Source organism: Curtobacterium sp. PhB191 (genome assembly GCF_004346515.1).
GTDB lineage: Bacteria > Actinomycetota > Actinomycetes > Actinomycetales > Microbacteriaceae > Curtobacterium.
The window spans coordinates 181,525-199,430 of record NZ_SMBV01000007.1; the positions used below are offsets into that span (position 1 = coordinate 181,525).

Consider the following 17,906-nt stretch of genomic DNA (forward strand, 5'->3'; position numbering starts at 1 on the left):
CGTGCGGCACCTGCTGTTCGAGGCGCGGGCCGCACTGGCCTCGCCGAACCGGAACGCGCGCTCCGCGGTGGTGCTCGGACGACTGCTCGGCATCGCCTTCGTGGTCTGCTTCGGCACCGGTATCTACAGTCACCTGTTGCAGGAGCCCCTCGGCTGGATGCGGTTCCCGACCCGACCGACGCAGCTCTACCAGTTCACCCAGGGCCTGCACATCACCACCGGCATCGCGATCATCCCGCTGCTGCTGGCCAAGCTCAACACCGTCATGCCCGCGCTGGTGCAGGTCCCGCCGGTGCGCGGCGTGCTGCACCTGTTCGAGCGGCTGTCGATCGCCGTGCTCGTGTCGGCCTCGATCATCCAGGTCACGACCGGCCTGCTCAACACGTACCAGTGGTACCCGTGGCCGTTCCCGTTCCGCCAGGTCCACAACGCGATGGCGTACGTGATCATCGGGTCGCTCATCATCCACATCGCGTCGAAGCTGCCGGTGATCGCCCGCTACTGGCGGAAGCGCGACTCCTACGACGAGCAGGGCCGGTTCATCGTGGACCCCGCGTCCGGCAGTGAGCTGCTCCCACCCGTCCTGGAGGCCCGCCCGGCGTCCGCACCGCAGGCTGCGGGTGCCGAAACGACCCAGTCCACGGCCCCCGGCCTGCTCGGCCGCGTGTTCCGCTGGATCGACGGCGTCGACGCGGTCAAGGCTGTCGAGGCGGTCGACGCAGCCCCGGACGAACCGACGGCCGATGCGCCGGAGCCGACCCGGGCCTCCCGGTCGGTCGAGGAGCGCGCGCAGGGCCGACGCCAGCGGATCGCACGACGCGGGTTCTTCGGCGGTGTGACGGCCGCGGTCGTCGGCGTCGTCGCCCTGACGGCGGGGCAGTCCTCGAAGCTCGCCGAACCGTTCAACGTGTTCGGCGCGCGCCAGCGCGGTCTCGGCGCGAACGGCCTGCCGGTCAACCGCACCGCCCGCGCGGCGGGGGTGCTCGCCAGTGCGACTGCCGCGGACTGGACGCTGACCGTCGTCGGACCCGACGTGACCCGGACCTTCGTGCGCGCGGAACTCGTCGCGCTCGGTACCACCGAGGTCGACCTGCCGATCTCGTGCGTCGAGGGGTGGAGCCAGATGGGCAGCTGGAAGGGCGTGCGGATGCGCGACCTGCTCGGCGCCGTGCAGGCCGAACCCGGATCGCACGTGCGCGTCACGAGCCTGGAACGGCACGGCGGCTACCGGATCATGGACATGGGGCCGGAGTACGCCGAGGACCCGACCACCCTGGTCGCGCTCGAGCTGAACGGTTCGACGCTCGACCTGGACCACGGGTTCCCGGCGCGGATCATCGCTCCGGGGCGACCGGGCGTGCTGCAGACCAAGTGGATCGAGAAGATCGAGGTGCTGCGGTGAAGGCCGCGCGGATCGTGCTCGTCGTGCTCGGCGTGCTGGTGATCGCGTTCGGCGCCTACGTCCTGGTGACGTCGGTCAAGCCGAACCGGATCGGCGGGCTGGCGACCTGGCTGCTCGGCGCGGTGATCCTGCACGACGCGATCCTGTCGCCGTTCGTCGTCGGCGCCGGACTGCTCCTGCGTCGGGCGGGGCGGTCGCTCCGGGCGTGGGTGCTCGTCGTGGTGCAGACGGTGATCGTGCTCGGCAGTGTGCTCGCCCTCGTGGTGCTGCCCGAGATCGCGGCGAAGCGGCACGGGCAGAAGAACCCCACGATCCTGCCGTTCGACTACGGCACGCGGTTGCTGATCGTCGAGGGGGTGCTGCTGCTCGCGGTGGTGGCGGTGCTCGTCGTCGGGGTGGTCCGTGCGCGGCGGACGCGTTCCGGTGGCCCGCGCGCCGACGGTGCGCGCGCCACTGGTTAAACCGACAACCATTCGGTAGGATGGAGACATGACCGACGAGACCCCGTGGCTCACCCGCGAGCAGCTGCGCGCGTGGATGAAGCTCGTGGCCGTCATGGAACTCCTGCCGGCGGCGCTCGACCAGCAACTGCAGCGTGACGCGGACCTGACGCACTTCGACTACATGGTCATCGCGATGCTCTCCGAGACCGACGGTCGCACGCTGCGCATGTCGGCCCTCGCCTCGGCGACGAACGCCTCGCTGCCCCGGCTGTCGCACGTGGTGTCCCGGCTCGAGAAGCGCGGGCTCGTGACGCGCTGCCCCTCGACCTCTGACCGCCGTGCGACCGACGTCCGGCTCACCGACGCCGGGTACGCCACGATCGTCGAGGCCGCTCCGGACCACGTCCGCACCGCACGCCACGTCGTGATCGACGCCCTGAGCGACGAGCAGGTCGTCCAGCTCGATGGCATCGCGGCCGCACTGCTCACACGGCTCGACCCCGAGGGGCGGTTCGCTGCCCTGACGTACCCGCGGGACGACGACGACACCGCGATCTGCGAGGCCCGGCTGACCGGCGCCAGCACCGACTGAACGGCGCTATGCGCCCGCGTCTGCGGGCTCGGCCGTTGCAATAGGCTCGGCCCATGACCGACCCCGCCGCGCCGTCCGACACCTACTCCTACCTCGGACCCGCCGGCACCTTCACCGAGGCGGCCCTCAAGCTCGTCGAGGCCGCGGCCGGCAAGCCCTGGCGGAGCGTCAACAACGTCGGTGAGGCCCTCGACGACGTCATGTCCGGCCGCTCGGTCGGCGCGGTCATCGCGATCGAGAACAGCGTCGACGGCGGCGTCAGCGCGACGCAGGACGCCCTCGCCCGGATCCCCGGCGTGCGGATCGTGGGGGAGTACCTCGTGCCGGTCGACTTCGTGCTCGTCGCGCGCCCCGGCACCGTGCTCGCCGACGTCCGCACGGTGAACGCGCACCCGGTGGCGTACGCGCAGACCCACAACTGGCTCGAGGCGAACCTGCCCGGCCACGGTCACATCCCGGCGTCGTCGAACGTCGCCGCCGCGCTCGCCCTGCTCGAGGCGAACCCCACCGCCGACGCCGCCGTCGCACCGCCCGGCATCACCGACCACCACGACGTCGTCGTGCTCGCGTCGTCGATCGGCGACAACGCCTCGGCCGTCACCCGCTTCGTGCTCGTGTCCAAGACCTTGGCGCTGCCCGAGCCGACCGGTGCCGACAAGACGAGCGTCATCGTCGAGCTGCCCGCCGACCACCCCGGCGCCCTGGTCGACATGCTCGAGCAGTTCGCCACCCGCGGCATCAACATGGGGCTGCTGTCGTCGCGGCCGATCGGCGACGAGCTCGGCCGCTACCGGTTCGTCATCGACCTGGACGGGCACGTGCAGGACGAGCGCGTGGCCGACGCCCTGCTCGGTCTCCGTCGGTTCAGCCCGCGCGTGACGTTCCTCGGGTCGTACCCGCGAGCCGATGGCGCGCAGCCCGAGGTGCCGGCGCGCTACTCGGACGCCGCGTTCGTCGAGGCGCGGGACTGGCTGCGTGCGATCGTGTCCGGCGAGCCCGACGCGGGCTGACGCGCGGCGGTGTGCTCGTCGGTCGGTGCTGCCCGGTGCGAGGTTGATCACTCCGTGCGCCCGAACAACCTCGCACCGAGTGAGTAACGCCGCACGGGCCGCACCGCCGCCCCGCGCGCCGCTCAGCGCTTGCGGCCGCGCACCCAGCTCGGCCGCGGCTCCACCGTCGGCACCTTGACCGTCAGCGAACCGGGGTCGATCCGCGCACGGAACGCCGTGATCTCGCCCACCGGGTCGCCGTCGATCTCGAACTCGTCGGGCTTCTCGAGCCGCAGCGTGAACTCCTCGCCGCGCATGTAGCGCAGCGGACGCTCCTGCTTCGCCGCCGTGGTGATGCGTCGACCGATCAGCGTCTCGGACAGCGCCGAACGCCGGAACCAGCGCAGGATCCCGTTCTCCCAGAACACGCGGGCACCGATCCGCACCCAGCCGAAGAAGCCGCGGGGGCGCATCACGACGATGTCGAACACGCCGTCGTCGATCTCGGCGTCGGGCAGCAGCATCGCGTTCGCCTGCAGCATGCCGCAGTTGCCGACGATGACCGAGTGCGCGCGCACCGAACCGTTGCGAGCCGACTCGTCGAGCCGGTACTTGAACTCGAAGCCGTCGGTGTCCCGCACGGAGCGGAGCAGCGAGTCGAGGTACGCGAGCCACCCGACGCGCTTCTTCAGCTCGGGCCGGGTGTTCGCGATCATCCGGGCGTCGAGCCCGAGGCCCGCCATCACGACGAAGCCGAACTGCTCGCGGGCGCCGTCCGGCCGCTCGATGCCGATGAGGCCGAAGTCGATCGCCCGCTCGTGGCCGGAGAAGATGGTGTGCGCGCTGCTCGCCAGGTCGTCGAGGGGGAGCTTCATGTTGCGGGCGAGCAGGTTGCCCGTCCCGCTCGGCAGCAGCGCGAGCGAGGCACCGGAGCCGTGCACGACCTCGGCGACCGCGCGCACGGTGCCGTCGCCACCCGCGGCGGCGACGACGTCGGCCCCCGCCTCGAGCGCTGCGCGGGCCATGCCCCCGCCCGGGTCTTCCTCGGTGGTCTCGAACCAGAGCGTCTCGGCCCAGCCGGCTTCCTGCTGGTGCTGTTCCACGGTGGCCTTGAGGGTCGGCAGGTGGACCTTGACCGGGTTGTAGACCACGGCAGCCGTCCGGTGCTCGGTGGGGAGGGCGTCCTGGTCCGCGGGCGCGGTCTCCGAAGGGGTCGACATGGGATCAACGGTACCGATCGGACGCTGCGAGCGGCGGGTTCCTCCCCATGTCGCCGCCTCTAGGATGGAGCGGTGATCGATCCCCAGCTGCTTCGTGACAACCCGGACGTCATCAAGGCCTCGCAGGAGTCCCGCCGCGCATCCGTCGCCGTGGTCGACGAGGCCGTCGCCGCCGACGCCGCCCGACGCAGCGCGATCACCGCGTTCGAGTCGCTCCGCGCCGAGCAGAACGCCTTCGGCAAGACCGTCGCCAAGGCCCCGAAGGACGAGAAGGCCGCGCTCGTGCAGCAGGCCCAGGCGCTCTCGGCCCGGGTGAAGGAAGCCCAGGCGACCGTCACGGCGGCCGAGGAGACCTTCAACTCCGTCGTACGCGCCATCCCGAACGTCGTGCTGCCCGGCGTCCCTGCCGGTGGCGAAGAGGACTTCGTCACCCTCCGCACCGTCGGCACGAAGCCCGAGTTCGACTTCGAGCCGAAGGACCACGCCGACCTCGGCGAGCACCTCGGCATCATCGACATCCCGAGGGGCGTGAAGGTCTCCGGCTCGCGCTTCTACTTCCTGCGCGGCCTCGGCGCCCGGCTCGAGATCGCGCTCATGTCGCTCGGCCTCGACCGCGCCATCGCCGCCGGGTTCGAACCGCTCATCACCCCGACGCTCGTCCGCCCCGAGACGATGGCGGGCACCGGCTTCCTCGGCGAGCACGCGGCCGAGGTCTACCGGCTCGAGGCCGACGACCTGTACCTGACGGGCACGAGCGAGGTCGCACTCGCCGGCTTCCACGCCGACGAGATCCTCGACATCGAGAAGACCGCGCACCGCTACGCCGGCTGGTCGACCTGCTACCGGCGCGAGGCCGGCTCGGCGGGCAAGGACAACCGCGGCATCCTGCGCGTGCACCAGTTCAACAAGCTCGAGATGTTCGCGTACGTCCACCCGGACCAGGCCGAGGCCGAGCACGAGAAGCTGGTGTCGTACCAGGAGCAGATGCTGCAGGACCTCGGACTGCACTACCGCGTGATCGACGTCGCCGCGGGTGACCTCGGCACGAGCGCGGCGAAGAAGTACGACATCGAGGCCTGGGTCCCGACGCAGGGCACGTTCCGCGAGCTCACCTCGACGTCGAACTGCACGACGTTCCAGGCCCGTCGCCTCGACATCCGGTACCGCACCGAGAGCGGCAAGACGGCCCCGGTCGCCACCCTGAACGGCACCCTCGCGACCACCCGTTGGATCGTCGCGATCCTCGAGACGCACCAGCAGGCCGACGGCTCCGTCGTCGTGCCCGAGGTGCTGCGCCCCTACCTCGGTGGCGTCGAGGTGATCGAGCCCCGATGAGCACGCAGGGGCGGTTCGTAGACGGTGCGGCGCAGGGCGCGGGCGCCGGTGCTCCCGCCCGCACGAAGCGGTGGCTCGTCGCCCTCGACATCGACGGCACCACCATGCGCGAGGACGGCGTCATCACGGAGGCCGTGGTCGCCGCCGTGCGCGATGCCGAGGCCGCCGGGCACGAGGTCATGCTCTCCACGGGCCGCAGCGAGGGCATGACGGTTCCGCTGCTGGAGACCCTCGGCATCGAGCCGAAGTACCTCGTCTGCGCCAACGGTGCGCTGACCCTGGCCCGTCGTCCGGACGGGTCCTACGAGCGTGTCCACGTCGAGCACTTCGACCCGAGCGACGTCCTGCAGACCATCCGAGGCGCCCTCGAGAACGCGGCCTTCGGCGTCGAGGACGAGACCGGCCACTTCCGGTTGTCCGAGAACTTCCCCGCCGACACCATGACCAACGCCGGCGAGCTGGTGCCGTTCGAGCAGCTGCTCACGGTCGAGGCCACCCGCGTCGTCGTGATCTCGCCGGAGCACGGGCTCGAGGAGTTCTTGCAGATCGTCGAGGACATGGGCCTGCACAAGGTCTCGTACACGGTCGGGTGGACCGCGTGGCTCGACATCGCACCAGAGGGCGTGACGAAGGCCACCGCGATGGAACGCGTGCGCGAGTGGCTCGACATCCCGCGGTCGCGCGTCTTCGCTGCGGGGGACGGCCGCAACGACATCGACATGCTCCGGTGGGCATCGACCTCCGGTCGTGGCGTCGTGATGGGCCAGGCGCCCGATGACGTCGTGGACGCCGGCAACGAACTCACCGGCGGCGTGTCCGACGACGGCCTGGCAGCGGCGCTCGACTCCTTGCCGCGCTGACCCCGGCATGCGCTGACGCGCACGGCGGACGGGAGGCCCGTTAGACTTCCCGGGACGCGGTCACGTCTCGCCACGTGGTCGCGTCACTGGAGGGTTGTCCGAGCGGCCGATGGAGCCTGTCTTGAAAACAGGTGGGCAGAGATGTCTCGTGGGTTCGAATCCCACACCCTCCGCCATGGACACCCGGTTGCGCCTGCTCCGCGTCGACGACGCGGCGACGCTCGCCGCCGTCATCACCGCGAGCGCCGAGCACCTGCGCCCGTGGGAGCCGTCCCGGGCGCCGGCGTACTTCACCGAGCAGGGCCAGCACGACGTCATCGTGCAGTCGCTCGCTGCAGAGCGCGCGGGCAACGCGGTCCCGTTCGTGATCGAGTCGACGGACGGTGAGCTCCTCGGGCGCATCACGCTGAGCGGCATCACCCGCGGCGCCCTACAGTCGTGCGCGATGGGGTACTGGATCCGCGCCGACCGACTCCGCCAGGGCCACGCCTCCCGCGCCGTCGCCGCTGCCGCCGGCCACGCGTTCGACGTCCTCCGACTCCACCGGGTGCAGGCCGAGACGCTGCCGGAGAACGTGGGGTCGCAGCGTGCCCTCGAGTCCGCGGGGTTCAAGCGCTACGGATTCGCTCCGGAGTACATCACGATCAACGGCGCCTGGCGCGACCACGTCATGTTCCAGCTCCTCGCACCCCCTCCTGCCACACGGCGCACTCGATGATCGAGGTCGTCGAGTACCAGCCGTCGTGGCCCGTGCGGTTCGCGGTGTTGCGGGACGCGTACGCCGCAGCCCTCGGCGCCGCCGGTGCGCCCTACCGCAGCATCGAGCACGTCGGCAGCACGTCGGTGCCCGGCCTCGCGGCGAAGCCCGTGATCGACGTCGACATCGTCGTCGATGCCGGCGCCGTCGCGGCGGCGGTCGCAGCGCTGGCCGTGATCGGCTTCGAGCCACGGGGAGACCTCGGCGTCCCCGACCGGCAGGCCTTCCGGACACCCGAGCGCTTCGCCCCGAGCAACACCTACGTCGCCACCGCCGGCTCGCTCTCGCTCCGGAACCACCTCGCCGTCCGCGACGTGCTGCGCGCCGACCCGGCCCTGCGCGACGAGTACGCCGCCGTGAAGCGCTCAGCGGCTGCGGAGGCCGAGGACATCGACGACTACATCGAGCGCAAGAGCGACGTGCTCGGTCGTGTCCTGGCCGCGGCGGGCATCTCCGCCGAGGAGCGCGCCGCGATCACCGCCGTCAATCGCGACATCACCGATCGCGGTGCCCGCGGTTGACGGTCCTGGTTCGGGAACCGCGAGGTTCCCGAACCAGGACCGTCAACCGGCCCGGTCTTCGACGTCGCCGTGTTCGCGCTCCCACTCGTCCTTCCGCGCCACCGCCTGGTCGAGCTGCTGGTTCCTGACGGCACGCTCCGCCGCGGTCTGACCGACGTAGCCAGCGACGGCGAGCAGCGCCGAGCCGACCCCGAGCAGGATCTTCAGCAGCTCGCCGTCCGACGTCGCCAGCAGCCAGAGCGCGAGCGCGCCGAAGCCGGTGATCGGGACTCGGAGGGCGGACGCCAGGAACTGCACGTCCTCCACCGTACGGCGGACGCCGCGCCCGCGACCGGGCCTCAAGCGGTCGCGAGCGCCGGGTACAGCGCCGTCAGCGGCGCACTGAGCCCGGCGCGGACGTCACGGCTGACCTGGTCGGCCAGCACCTCGTGCTCACCGGCCTCCACGGCGTCCCAGATGAGCCGGACGATGTCGGCCGGGTCGGACTTCTCGACGTCGAGCCCCGCCGTCATGCCGGTGTCGGTGTAGCCGAGGTGTGCGCCGACGACCTGGGTGCCCTGGGGTGCGAGCTCGAGGCGGAGCGAGTTCGTGATCGACCAGAACGCTGCCTTCGACGCCGAGTACGCGCCGGCGAGAGCGACCCAGCTCAGAGCCGAGTGCACGTCGATCAGTGCGCCGCCGCCGATCGAGGGGGCGAAGGCCTTGGCGACACGGAGCGCGCCGAAGACGTTCGTCGCGAAGATGCGCTCGACCTCCGCGACGGAGGTGTCGACGAGCGGGTCGGCGCCGGCGATCCCGGCGTTGTTCACCACCACGGTCACGTCGGCTGCGGCACGGGCTGCGGCATCGACGCTCTCCTGGCTGGTGACGTCGAGGGCGAGCGGCACGATGCGTTCGTCGTCCCACGTGCGCGGGGTGCGGGCGGTCGCGTAGACCTTGGCGGCGCCGCGGTCCAGGGCCTGCTGGACGAACTCGGCGCCGAGGCCGCCGTTCGCTCCGGTGACGAGGACGATGGCGTTGGTGAGGTCGGTCATGAGGGGCTCCAGACGAGAGAAGTTGAGTACGGAAACCGAACCTAGCACGTTGTGTCCGGATATCGAACCCAGCTAGGATGAACGCATGCTCGGCATCCTCGGCGGCGACGAGCGCTGCCCCATCGCACGGTCCCTCGACGTCCTCGGCGAGAAGTGGACGCTCATGATCGTGCGTGACGCCCTCGCCGGTTCCACGCGCTTCAGCCAGTTCCAGCAGAGCCTCGGCGTCCCGCGCGAAGTCCTGACCGCGCGACTGGCCTCCCTCGTCGACGGGGGAGTGCTCGAGCGCACGACCTACAAGCCGGAGGGTGCCCGGGCGCGCGAGGAGTACGTCCTCACCGACGCCGGCCGCGATCTCTCGCTGGTGCTCCTGGCGCTCGGCGGCTGGGCGGATCGGTACCGCCCCACGGAGCTGACGTCGGACCTGCGCTTCGTCGACACCGATTCCGGCGAGCCGGTCGAAGCGGTCGCGGTGACGCAGGAGTCCCAGCAGCGTGTGCCGCTCCAGCGGCTCACCGCCGTCATGGACCCGGCCACCTGACGGACGGGAGGCCCGTGGCGGCCCCGCCCCGCGCCTCCAGGACGGTTTGGTGGTGCGTCAGCGACGCACGTCGCACCCGCAACTCGCGCCCAGGACCAACTCGGCGGGCACAAGGTCGCGGTGCCACTGGTTGTCCGCGTCGAGCCCGAGCACACGGTCGACGGCGGCGGTCGCCATCGTCTCGATCGGCTGCCGGACCGTCGTGAGCTGCGGGTTCGTGTAGTCGGCCTCGGCACCGCCGTCGAACGACACGATCGCGACGTCCTCCGGTGCGCGCAGCCCGAGTTCCCACAGTGCCCGCAGCACACCGACGGCCTGCATGTCCGAGCTGACGAAGACGGCGCGAGGTCCCGTCCCGTCCGCGAACATGCGCAGGCCGGCCTCGTACCCGCCCCGCCGGGTGAAGTCGCAGCGCACGATCGGGCCGTCCGGCAGCCCGGCGTCGCGCAGGGCCCGCATCCAGCCCTGTTCGCGGAGCTCCATGGAGCCGGCGTGCCCCATGACCAGGCCGATCGACCCGTAGCCGTGCTCGACCAGGTGGCGGGTGCCGTCGTATGCGCCGCGCAGAGCGTCGACGCCGATGCTGGCGTACTCGGGCACCTCGAAGAAGGTGTTGAGCAGGACCATCGGGATGCCCGGGTCCGACACGGTGGACAGGTCCGGGTGGGTCATGATGCTCGTCACGATGATCCCGTCGACCTGGCGGGCGGACAGGCTGCGGAGCCGCTCGCGCTCCTGGCTGGCGTCGCCGTCGCTGTTGGCGAGCAGGACGTCGTAGCCGCGGGCTGCTGCGGCGTGGGTGACCTCCACGGCGAGCTCGGACCAGAAGGGGTTGTCGAGCTCGGGCACGATGAGCCCGAGCATCTTCGACGACCCGGTGCGCAGGGCCTGGGCGCTGGCGTTCGGGCGGTACCCGAGGACCCGGATCGCGTCACGGACCCGGGCGGCGGTGGCCGCCGCGACGGGGCGGGGGCCGTCGTGCACGACGTAGCTGACGACGGAGGTGCTCACGCCGGCGTACCGGGCGACGTCGGCGCGGGTGACCGCCCTCGGGGTCGTCGGGACGCTCACGGGTGCCACCTTCGTCGGCTCGGAAGTCGCGTTCGGGTGCCGGCCCGTGTGGACCGACACCCGAACACCACTTGCTATTCGCTGGCGATACTAGACGAGGGCACCGCCGAGGTCGTCTCCGGGGCGTCCCCGAAGTCCGGCACCTCGAGGCGTGCGCCGCCCTGCAGGGCCGACTGGTGGGCGATGATGCCGGGCAGCGTGAAGCGAGCGGCGGTCCAGGCGTTCACCGGCGGCAGCGTCCGGTCGACGACGGCGCGGACGAAGTCGTCGGCGAGGAACTGGTGCGAGCCCTCGTGCCCGGTCGGCACGCCGGCGTACTCGGCGGGCAGGCGGTCGGTGTCGTGCACCTCGGCGTACCCGGACACGAACGCGTCGCGCAGCGAGGGGTCGACGCCGGCGAGACGCGGGTCGTCGAGGTCCATCGTCGCCTGCGTGTTGATCTTGTCGCTGATGTCGTGCGAGTCCTCCTTGTCCTGCCAGACGCTGGTCTTCGCGAGCTGTTCGAAGCTCGCTTCGGTGCCGAAGTAGCGGAAGCGGGACTCGCGGATGTGCGACGGGTAGCCGACACGGCGCATCTCGTTGATGCGCATGACGCCGCCGTTGTCGAGCTCGAACAGGGCGGTGGCGTTCGAGAAGTCGTTGTCGAACTGGCTGACGTCCTTGTCGAAGACGCCGTCGCCCCGGTCGTCCTTGACGCCGATGCAGCTGACGCTGACCGCGTGTCCGGGGATGGCGCCGAGGACGCCGCCGACCGAGTGGGTCGGGTACAGCATGGGCGGGTAGCTGGCGGTGCGCTTCCAGTCCTCGCCACCGCTGAACTGGTACGCGGCGTAGAACCCGAGGTCCATGTCGTGCACGTAGTCGCCCTCGGAGTAGAAGACCCGGCCGAAGGCGCCGTCGGCGACCTGCTTGCGGGCGAACACCGTCGCGGGGTTGTAGTAGCTCGTCTCGCCCATCATGTAGGTGAGCCCGGTCTCGCGGACGGCCTCGATGATGTCGCGGATCTCGTCGACCGAGATCGCCATCGGCACCGCCGAGTAGACGTGCTTGCCGGCGCGGAGCGCCTTGACGACGAGCGGACCGTGCGTCCAGCGCTGCGTGAAGATCGCGACGGCGTCGACGTCCGAGGCGAGCACGGCGTCGAAGTCGGCGAACGTTCCGTCGAGGTGCTGCGACTCGACGAGCTCCGACGCGCGGTCGTCGACGAGGTCGGTCACGAAGACGCGGTCGACGTCCGGGTGGAGCTTGAACAGCTTGGCGAACTGGGGGGCGAACTGGCCCGCGCCGACCATTCCGACAGAGATCATCAGTGACCTTTCCAGGGTGAGGGATGCGTCGCCGGGCAGGTCGCGCCGATGCGATCGACCGCCATCCTGACACGATTGTCTACACGTGACAACCCCGGATTCGGAGCGTGAAAGAGACTCTTGCTACCCGGTGTCACCACGTGTAGATTCCCGGCTCACGGACTGCTGCACGTCAGTCCACCGCAGACGAAGGAGTCGCGATGGCCACCGAGAGCCCTGTGTCGTCACCCTTGACGACCGCCAGCACGAGACGGAGGAGTCGGGCAGCCGACCTCCCGCTCGCCCGTACCACCGTCCCACGCCGCCGCCGTCCCCGGAACGACCTGTGGCTCGCGCTGCTGTTCATCGCGCCGGCCGCGATCGGCTTCGTGGTGTTCCTCGCCTGGCCGACCGTGCGGGGCATCTACCTGAGCTTCACGTCCTACAACCTGCTCACCGAGCCGGAGTTCACCGGGCTGCAGAACTACGCGCGGCTCGTGCAGGACTCGATCTTCTGGCACTCGATGGTCGTCACGATCGAGTACGTGCTCATCAACATCGTCATCCAGACGGTCGTCGCACTGTTCATCGCCGTGATGATGCACCGCCTGACGAAGTCGACCTTCGTGCGCGGCATCGTCCTGGCGCCCTACCTGGTGTCGAACGTCGTCGCGGCGCTCGTCTGGCTGTGGATCCTCGACACCCAGCTCGGCATCGGCAACGAGATGCTCGCGGCCCTCGGCCTGGACCGCATCCCGTTCCTGCAGAGCGACGTCTGGGGCATCCCGTCGATCGCGCTCATCAACGTGTGGCGGCACGTCGGCTACACGGCGCTCCTGATCTTCGCCGGACTGCAGTCGCTGCCCGAGACGGTCTACGAAGCCGGCCGCATCGACGGTGCGAGCGAGTGGAAGATGTTCTGGCGCATCACGGTGCCGCTGCTCCGCCCGATCCTGTCGCTGGTGCTCATCATCACGGTGATCGGGTCGTTCCAGGTGTTCGACACCGTCGCCGTCACCACGCAGGGCGGCCCCGCGAACGCCACGAACGTCGTGCAGAACTACATCTACAACCTGGCGTTCGGCCGGTTCCAGTTCGGCTACGCGTCCGCGGTCTCGGTCGCGCTCCTCATCGTCCTCAGCATCATCACGATCATCCAGTACCGCCTCACCCGCTCGGGTGAGTCGGACCTGGACTGAACGGAGCGCCGCACCATGACCACGACCCTCACCCGTTCCGTCACCACGAAGCGTCCGCCCCGACCCGGAGCCGGCCACCGTCGCCGTCCGTCGGTCGGCCGCGTCCTCGCCTGGGTCGCGATGATCATCGTCATCGTCGTCACCCTGTTCCCGTTCTACTGGATCCTGCGCACCGCCCTGTCGTCGAACGGTGCGATCAACTCCGACCCAACGTCGCTGCTGCCCGTCGGGTTCAGCCTGGGTGGGTTCGAGCGGGTCCTCGGCCTGCAGTCCACCGAGGAGGCCCTCGCCCAGGGTGGCTCCGGCGCTGCCCTGAACTTCTGGCGGTACCTGCTCAACTCGGTGATCGTGTCGACGCTCGTCACGGTCGGCCAGGTGTTCTTCTCGGCCGCTGCCGCGTACGCCTTCGCCCGACTGCGCTGGCCCGGACGCGACAAGGTCTTCGGGGTGTTCCTCGCCGGCCTGATGGTGCCCGCGATCTTCACGCTGCTGCCGAACTTCACGCTCATCAAGCAGCTCGGGCTCGTCGACAACCTGCTCGGCATCGCGTTGCCGACGATGTTCATGACCCCGTTCGCGGTGTTCTTCCTGCGGCAGTTCTTCCTCGGCATCTCGAAGGAGGTCGAGGAGGCCGCGCTGATCGACGGCGCGGGCAAGGTCCGGGTGTTCTTCCGGCTCGTCATCCCGATGGCCGCTGCACCGATCGCGACGCTCGCCGTGCTGACGTACATCACGAGCTGGAACGACTACTTCTGGCCACTCATGGTGTCGTACACCGACAGCTCGCGGGTGCTCACCGTCGCACTCGGCGTCTTCAAGTCGCAGTCCCCGCAGTCCGGCACCGACTGGGCCGGGCTGATGTCCGCGACCCTCGTGGCGGCGCTCCCGATGATCGTGCTGTTCGGCGTCTTCGCCAAGCGGATCGTCAACTCCATCGGCTTCTCCGGGATCAAGTAGCCCCGGCTCGGACAGGACCACCACACCATGACGAACAACCTCTCCCGCCGCGCACTGTTCGCGGGCGGCGCTTCAGCCCTCGCCCTCGGTGCGCTCGCCGCCTGCTCGTCCCCGAGCCGTGGGACCGCGTCCAAGAGCGGCGCCCGCACCGTGAGCTACTGGCTCTGGGACTCCAACCAGCTGCCTGCCTACCAGCAGGTCGCGAAGGCCTTCCACCGCGAGAACCCCGACATCACGGTGCAGATCACCCAGCTCGGGTGGGCGGACTACTGGACCAAGCTGACGGCCGGGTTCATCGCCGGCACCGCGCCGGACGTCTTCACCGACCACCTGACGAAGTTCCCGCAGTTCTCCGACCTCGACGTGCTCTACAAGCTCGACGAGCTCGACGCGACGAAGTCCATCAGCGACGACGACTACCAGTCCGGCCTCGCCGAACTGTGGAAGGGCCAGGACGGGCACCGCTACGGCTCGCCGAAGGACTGGGACACCATCGGGATGTTCTACGACCGGAAGGCGATGCAGAAGGCCGGCGTCTCCGACGACGAGCTCGCCACGCTCGAGTGGAACCCCGACGACGGCGGCTCGTTCGAACGGATGCTCGCGCACCTGACCATCGACTCCAAGGGTCGGCGGGGTGATGAGCCCGGCTTCGACAAGGAGAACGTCGAGGTCTACGGCATCTCGTCGAACGGGTCCGGCGGCGACGGCTTCGGCCAGACGCAGTGGTCGCCCTTCACCGGGTCGACCGACTGGTTCTACACGAACGAGAACCCGTGGGGCGACAAGTTCCGCTACGACGAGAAGACCGTGCAGGACACCCTCGCCTGGTACTACCGCCTGGCCGACAAGGGCTACATGGCGAAGTACGGCGTCTTCTCGACGACGACCGGTCCGGACGTGCAGCTCGGCGCGGGCAAGTGTGCGCTGTCGTTCAACGGTTCGTGGATGATCGGCACGTACCTGAACATGAAGGACCTCGACATCGCCGTCGCCCCGACGCCGATCGGGCCGACGGGCAAGCGGGCGTCGATGTTCAACGGGCTCGGCGACTCGATCACGAAGCAGGCGAAGGACCCGGAGGCGGCGGCGAAGTGGGTCGCGTTCCTCGGCAGCGACACCGCCCAGGAGATCGTCGGCCGCGCAGGCGTCGTGTTCCCGGCCCGTCCCGCCGGTACCGAGGCGGCGGTCGCGTCGTTCCGGAAGCGCGGGCTGGACGTGTCGGCGTTCACCCGGCAGGTCGAGGAGAAGACCACGTTCCTGTTCCCCGTCACCCGCAACCCGGCGGACGTGCAGGCGCTGCTGCAGCCGGCCTTCGACAACGTCTACGCGAACGGCAAGCCGATCTCGACGTTGACCGGCATCAACGAGCAGGTCAACAACCTGCTGGCGCTCACCTGAGCGCGCGGGTCGCCTGACGCGGTCTGACGCGACCACCCCTCGGTCTGGAGGCACGGGGCACGCCCGCCCCGCGCCTCCAGACCGTCAGACTGGTCACGTGGAACGACGTGAGCAGATCCTGGTGGCCGCTGCGGAGGAGTTCGACCGCGTCGGCTTCGCCGCCGCGACGATCGCGGCCATCGCCCGCGGGGCGGGCGTCTCGCAGGGGGCGCTGCACTTCCACTTCCCGACCAAGCTGGCCCTCGCGCTCGGTGTGATCGACGAGCAGAACGTCCGGACCTTCGACGTCGTGAGCCACACCGAGCAGTCACCAGCAGCTGCCCTGGTCGGCGCCTCGCGAGCCATCGCGGACCTGCTGCGGACCGACCCGATCGTGCGGGCGGGCATCCGGTTGTCACTGGAGCGCGGCGAGTTCCACGCGGCGACGGTCAGCTTCTACGAGCAGTGGATCGGCGGGATCGTCGACGTGTTCCGGCTGGCGATCGCGAGCGGCGAGCTCCGCACCGACCTGACCGCGGAACAGCTCGGCGCCACCGTCGTGCCGTACTTCACGGGCGTGCAACTGGTGTCCGACGTCCGCACCGGGCGGGCCGACCTGTTCCCCGCGGTCGCGACGATGTGGCGGGTGGTCCTGACGGCCACGGCGGACCCGGCACACCGCGACCGGCTGCTCGGGGTCGTCGACGACGCGTTCAGCGGTCGTGGAGTTCGCGGTCGCGGAACCACTTGAGCAGCCACGCGGCGCTCGTGCGGTCGAAGGACCGCGGGAAGTCCGTCTCGCCGGACAGGAACGGACTGAAGCCCGGCTCCGCCTGGACGTCCGCGTCGTCGAGCGAGCGGTAGGCCATCGACCAGCCGTCGAAGCGTCGTCGCTCGATGTCCTCGCGGATGAGCGACTTCACCTCGCCGTGCCGCGGATCACGGCTGATGGCGGCGAACCGGTCGTCGACGCTCCACGCGGGGCCCTCGAGCAACTGCATGAAGCGGCCGCCCTTCACGACGAGCAGCCCGGAGACACCGAGCGCCTCGTTGCGGAGTCGTGAGCCGTCCAGCAGCGTCGCCAGGTCGCCGTCGTCGAAGGGGACGACGGCGCGACTCATGTAGACGATGGAGACGAGCACGGGTCCATGGTGTCAGTCGGCGGGGAGTTCGTGGGCCGTGACGTCCTCGTTGCGCTTCTTGCGCCACGGACGCGCGGGGGTGTTCGGGCCGTCCCAGACCAGGATCGCGCCCCACGCGGCGGCCAGCAGCGGCACCGAGATGATGGCACCGGTGATGCCGGCCAGGACGGTGCCCGCGGTCAGGCCGATGAGGATGACCAGGCCGTGCAGCTTGAGGGTGCGTCCCATCAGCACCGGCTGGAGCAGGTTGCCCTCGAGCTGGTTCACGAGGATCACGATCCCGACGACGATGAGCGCCTGGACCGGTCCGAGGGCGACGAGCGCCACCAGCGCGGCCAGGATGCCGGCTGCCGTCGCACCGACGATCGGGATGAAGGCCGTGATGAACACGACGACGGCCAGGGGGAGTGCCAGCGGGACGCCGACGATCGCGATGCCGACACCGATGCCGATGGCGTCGACGGCGGCGACCGTGGCGGTACCGCGGACGTACCCGCCGAGGGTCGAGACGACGCGGTCGCCCACCCGGCGTGCTCGGTCGTAGCGCTCACCGGTGAACGGGCGGAGCAGGAACTCCCAGATGCTCGGGCCGTCCTTGAGGAAGAAGAACAGCACCACGATCATCAGCACGAGGCCGGTCAGGAAGTTCGCGGTGGCCGAGGCGCCGGCCAGGGCGCCGGAGCCGAACTGCGCACTCGTGATGAAGTCGGTGACGGACGCCACGGCGTCGTCGACCTGCTTGTCCGAGATCGAGATCGGCAGGTTCTTCGCGAAGTCCTGCAGCTGCTGGAACCCGTCGACGGCCGACTTCTGCAGCTGCGACCACTGGTTCTCGACGGCGACGACGATGAGCCACCCGATGAGCCCGAGCACCGCGAGGACGCCGATGAGCACCGCGAGGGTCGCGAGGACCGACGGCACCTTGTGCTTGCGCAACCAGGACACGATCGGGTGCATGGCCGAGGCGATGATGAGCGCGAGGAGCACCGGGATGGTGACGACGCTCAGCACGCTGCCGGCGTAGACGACGCCGGCGATGACCACGACGACGATGATCACCTGCAGGCACCGCGTTGCCAGGCGGCCCGTCGAGTCGGACCACGCCGCCTGGATCTTCGAGGGGGTGGTCGGCTGGGGGCTGTCGCGGAAGAACGGCATGGGATCGACCGTACTGATC

At 70.1% G+C, this 17,906-nt stretch carries 20 protein-coding genes and 1 tRNA gene; 14 read left to right on the plus strand and 7 right to left on the minus strand.

All coding sequences use genetic code 11. The annotated features are described in order from the left end of the window. Position 1: 1 nt before the first annotated feature. From EDF48_RS13065 to pheA, 4 genes are read left to right on the plus strand one after another with little or no spacing between them, the layout of a single operon-like run. Positions 2–1,402, plus strand: a complete 1,401-nt coding sequence (locus EDF48_RS13065) for a molybdopterin-dependent oxidoreductase (RefSeq protein ID WP_185020889.1) — start codon at positions 2–4, stop codon at positions 1,400–1,402. Continuing rightward, the gene (locus EDF48_RS13070) at positions 1,399–1,863 is read left to right on the plus strand and encodes a hypothetical protein (RefSeq protein WP_131880487.1); all 465 of its coding nucleotides are present in this window, start codon (positions 1,399–1,401) and stop codon (positions 1,861–1,863) included. The genes EDF48_RS13065 and EDF48_RS13070 overlap by 4 nt, the downstream gene beginning before the upstream one ends. Positions 1,864–1,891: 28 nt before the next feature. Beyond that, positions 1,892–2,437 carry a MarR family transcriptional regulator gene (locus EDF48_RS13075; protein WP_123291838.1) on the plus strand — a complete coding sequence of 182 codons (546 nt, stop codon included), beginning with the start codon at positions 1,892–1,894 and terminating at the stop codon, positions 2,435–2,437. A gap of 53 nt (positions 2,438–2,490) precedes the next feature. Then, positions 2,491–3,447: a prephenate dehydratase gene (gene pheA, locus EDF48_RS13080; protein WP_123338582.1), complete on the plus strand. Its 957-nt coding sequence runs from the start codon at positions 2,491–2,493 to the stop codon at positions 3,445–3,447. Positions 3,448–3,569: 122 nt separating this feature from the next. On the opposite strand, the gene EDF48_RS13085 is transcribed toward pheA, so the two are convergent. Then, positions 3,570–4,646 (minus strand): diacylglycerol kinase family protein, encoded by a 1,077-nt coding sequence (locus EDF48_RS13085; RefSeq protein ID WP_123291840.1) that lies wholly within the window; start codon positions 4,644–4,646, stop codon positions 3,570–3,572. Between the two features lie 72 nt (positions 4,647–4,718). On the opposite strand from EDF48_RS13085, the gene serS reads away from it, so the two are divergent. From serS to EDF48_RS13110, 5 genes are all read left to right on the plus strand, one after another. Further along, positions 4,719–5,981 (plus strand): serine--tRNA ligase, encoded by a 1,263-nt coding sequence (gene serS, locus EDF48_RS13090; protein WP_131880489.1) that lies wholly within the window; start codon positions 4,719–4,721, stop codon positions 5,979–5,981. After that, positions 5,978–6,841: an HAD-IIB family hydrolase gene (locus EDF48_RS13095; RefSeq protein ID WP_123291842.1), complete on the plus strand. Its 864-nt coding sequence runs from the start codon at positions 5,978–5,980 to the stop codon at positions 6,839–6,841. The genes serS and EDF48_RS13095 overlap by 4 nt, the downstream gene beginning before the upstream one ends. Before the next feature lie 88 nt (positions 6,842–6,929). Continuing rightward, positions 6,930–7,017 (plus strand) — tRNA-Ser (locus EDF48_RS13100). Next, complete coding sequence (locus EDF48_RS13105) at positions 7,017–7,559, plus strand: GNAT family protein (protein WP_131880492.1); 543 nt, start codon at positions 7,017–7,019, stop codon at positions 7,557–7,559. The genes EDF48_RS13100 and EDF48_RS13105 overlap by 1 nt, the downstream gene beginning before the upstream one ends. Further along, on the plus strand, positions 7,556–8,119 hold the full coding sequence (locus EDF48_RS13110; protein WP_131880494.1) for a GrpB family protein: 564 nt from the start codon (positions 7,556–7,558) through the stop codon (positions 8,117–8,119). The genes EDF48_RS13105 and EDF48_RS13110 overlap by 4 nt, the downstream gene beginning before the upstream one ends. Positions 8,120–8,161: 42 nt before the next feature. Here EDF48_RS13110 and EDF48_RS13115 read toward each other — a convergent pair whose 3' ends face one another. Both EDF48_RS13115 and EDF48_RS13120 read right to left on the minus strand, forming a co-directional pair. Then, entirely contained in the window at positions 8,162–8,416 is a 255-nt protein-coding gene (locus EDF48_RS13115; protein WP_123938372.1) for a hypothetical protein, read from the minus strand. Between the two features lie 41 nt (positions 8,417–8,457). Beyond that, positions 8,458–9,153 (minus strand): SDR family oxidoreductase, encoded by a 696-nt coding sequence (locus EDF48_RS13120; RefSeq protein WP_131880496.1) that lies wholly within the window; start codon positions 9,151–9,153, stop codon positions 8,458–8,460. An 85-nt stretch (positions 9,154–9,238) separates the two neighbouring features. Here EDF48_RS13120 and EDF48_RS13125 point away from each other — a divergent pair, with 85 nt between their 5' ends. Continuing rightward, positions 9,239–9,694, plus strand: coding sequence for a helix-turn-helix domain-containing protein (locus tag EDF48_RS13125; RefSeq protein WP_131880498.1), 456 nt, complete (start codon positions 9,239–9,241; stop codon positions 9,692–9,694). A gap of 57 nt (positions 9,695–9,751) precedes the next feature. On the opposite strand, the gene EDF48_RS13130 is transcribed toward EDF48_RS13125, so the two are convergent. Together EDF48_RS13130 and EDF48_RS13135 are read right to left on the minus strand one after the other, a co-directional pair. Beyond that, positions 9,752–10,765 carry a LacI family DNA-binding transcriptional regulator gene (locus EDF48_RS13130; RefSeq protein ID WP_243692417.1) on the minus strand — a complete coding sequence of 338 codons (1,014 nt, stop codon included), beginning with the start codon at positions 10,763–10,765 and terminating at the stop codon, positions 9,752–9,754. 74 nt (positions 10,766–10,839) lie between these two features. Further along, positions 10,840–12,075 (minus strand): Gfo/Idh/MocA family oxidoreductase, encoded by a 1,236-nt coding sequence (locus tag EDF48_RS13135; RefSeq protein ID WP_123339021.1) that lies wholly within the window; start codon positions 12,073–12,075, stop codon positions 10,840–10,842. A 197-nt stretch (positions 12,076–12,272) separates the two neighbouring features. Between EDF48_RS13135 and EDF48_RS13140 the strand changes: the two genes are divergently transcribed. From EDF48_RS13140 to EDF48_RS13155, 4 genes are all read left to right on the plus strand, one after another. Further along, positions 12,273–13,250: a sugar ABC transporter permease gene (locus EDF48_RS13140; protein WP_228506149.1), complete on the plus strand. Its 978-nt coding sequence runs from the start codon at positions 12,273–12,275 to the stop codon at positions 13,248–13,250. A 15-nt stretch (positions 13,251–13,265) separates the two neighbouring features. Beyond that, complete coding sequence (locus tag EDF48_RS13145) at positions 13,266–14,207, plus strand: carbohydrate ABC transporter permease (RefSeq protein WP_123291849.1); 942 nt, start codon at positions 13,266–13,268, stop codon at positions 14,205–14,207. Between the two features lie 27 nt (positions 14,208–14,234). After that, positions 14,235–15,608: a sugar ABC transporter substrate-binding protein gene (locus EDF48_RS13150; protein WP_123938368.1), complete on the plus strand. Its 1,374-nt coding sequence runs from the start codon at positions 14,235–14,237 to the stop codon at positions 15,606–15,608. 97 nt (positions 15,609–15,705) lie between these two features. Then, entirely contained in the window at positions 15,706–16,338 is a 633-nt protein-coding gene (locus EDF48_RS13155; protein WP_165932394.1) for a ScbR family autoregulator-binding transcription factor, read from the plus strand. Here EDF48_RS13155 and EDF48_RS13160 read toward each other — a convergent pair. After that, a complete protein-coding gene (locus EDF48_RS13160; protein WP_123338593.1) occupies positions 16,301–16,729 on the minus strand; it encodes a BLUF domain-containing protein in 429 nt (142 codons plus the stop codon). The genes EDF48_RS13155 and EDF48_RS13160 overlap by 38 nt on opposite strands. 12 nt (positions 16,730–16,741) lie before the next feature. Next, positions 16,742–17,887, minus strand: coding sequence for an AI-2E family transporter (locus EDF48_RS13165; RefSeq protein WP_123291852.1), 1,146 nt, complete (start codon positions 17,885–17,887; stop codon positions 16,742–16,744). Positions 17,888–17,906: the final 19 nt, after the last annotated feature.

What these genes read in the sequence shown, in the direction of transcription:
- EDF48_RS13075 (WP_123291838.1), top strand. Translation starts at nt 1,892, where the DNA reads ATGACCGACGAGACCCCGTGGCTCACCCGCGAGCAGCTGCGCGCGTGG.
- pheA (WP_123338582.1), top strand. Translation starts at nt 2,491, where the DNA reads ATGACCGACCCCGCCGCGCCGTCCGACACCTACTCCTACCTCGGACCC.
- EDF48_RS13085 (WP_123291840.1), bottom strand. Translation starts at nt 4,646, where the DNA reads ATGTCGACCCCTTCGGAGACCGCGCCCGCGGACCAGGACGCCCTCCCC.
- EDF48_RS13095 (WP_123291842.1), top strand. Translation starts at nt 5,978, where the DNA reads ATGAGCACGCAGGGGCGGTTCGTAGACGGTGCGGCGCAGGGCGCGGGC.
- EDF48_RS13105 (WP_131880492.1), top strand. Translation starts at nt 7,017, where the DNA reads ATGGACACCCGGTTGCGCCTGCTCCGCGTCGACGACGCGGCGACGCTC.
- EDF48_RS13110 (WP_131880494.1), top strand. Translation starts at nt 7,556, where the DNA reads ATGATCGAGGTCGTCGAGTACCAGCCGTCGTGGCCCGTGCGGTTCGCG.
- EDF48_RS13120 (WP_131880496.1), bottom strand. Translation starts at nt 9,153, where the DNA reads ATGACCGACCTCACCAACGCCATCGTCCTCGTCACCGGAGCGAACGGC.
- EDF48_RS13125 (WP_131880498.1), top strand. Translation starts at nt 9,239, where the DNA reads ATGCTCGGCATCCTCGGCGGCGACGAGCGCTGCCCCATCGCACGGTCC.
- EDF48_RS13140 (WP_228506149.1), top strand. Translation starts at nt 12,273, where the DNA reads ATGGCCACCGAGAGCCCTGTGTCGTCACCCTTGACGACCGCCAGCACG.
- EDF48_RS13145 (WP_123291849.1), top strand. Translation starts at nt 13,266, where the DNA reads ATGACCACGACCCTCACCCGTTCCGTCACCACGAAGCGTCCGCCCCGA.
- EDF48_RS13150 (WP_123938368.1), top strand. Translation starts at nt 14,235, where the DNA reads ATGACGAACAACCTCTCCCGCCGCGCACTGTTCGCGGGCGGCGCTTCA.
- EDF48_RS13165 (WP_123291852.1), bottom strand. Translation starts at nt 17,887, where the DNA reads ATGCCGTTCTTCCGCGACAGCCCCCAGCCGACCACCCCCTCGAAGATC.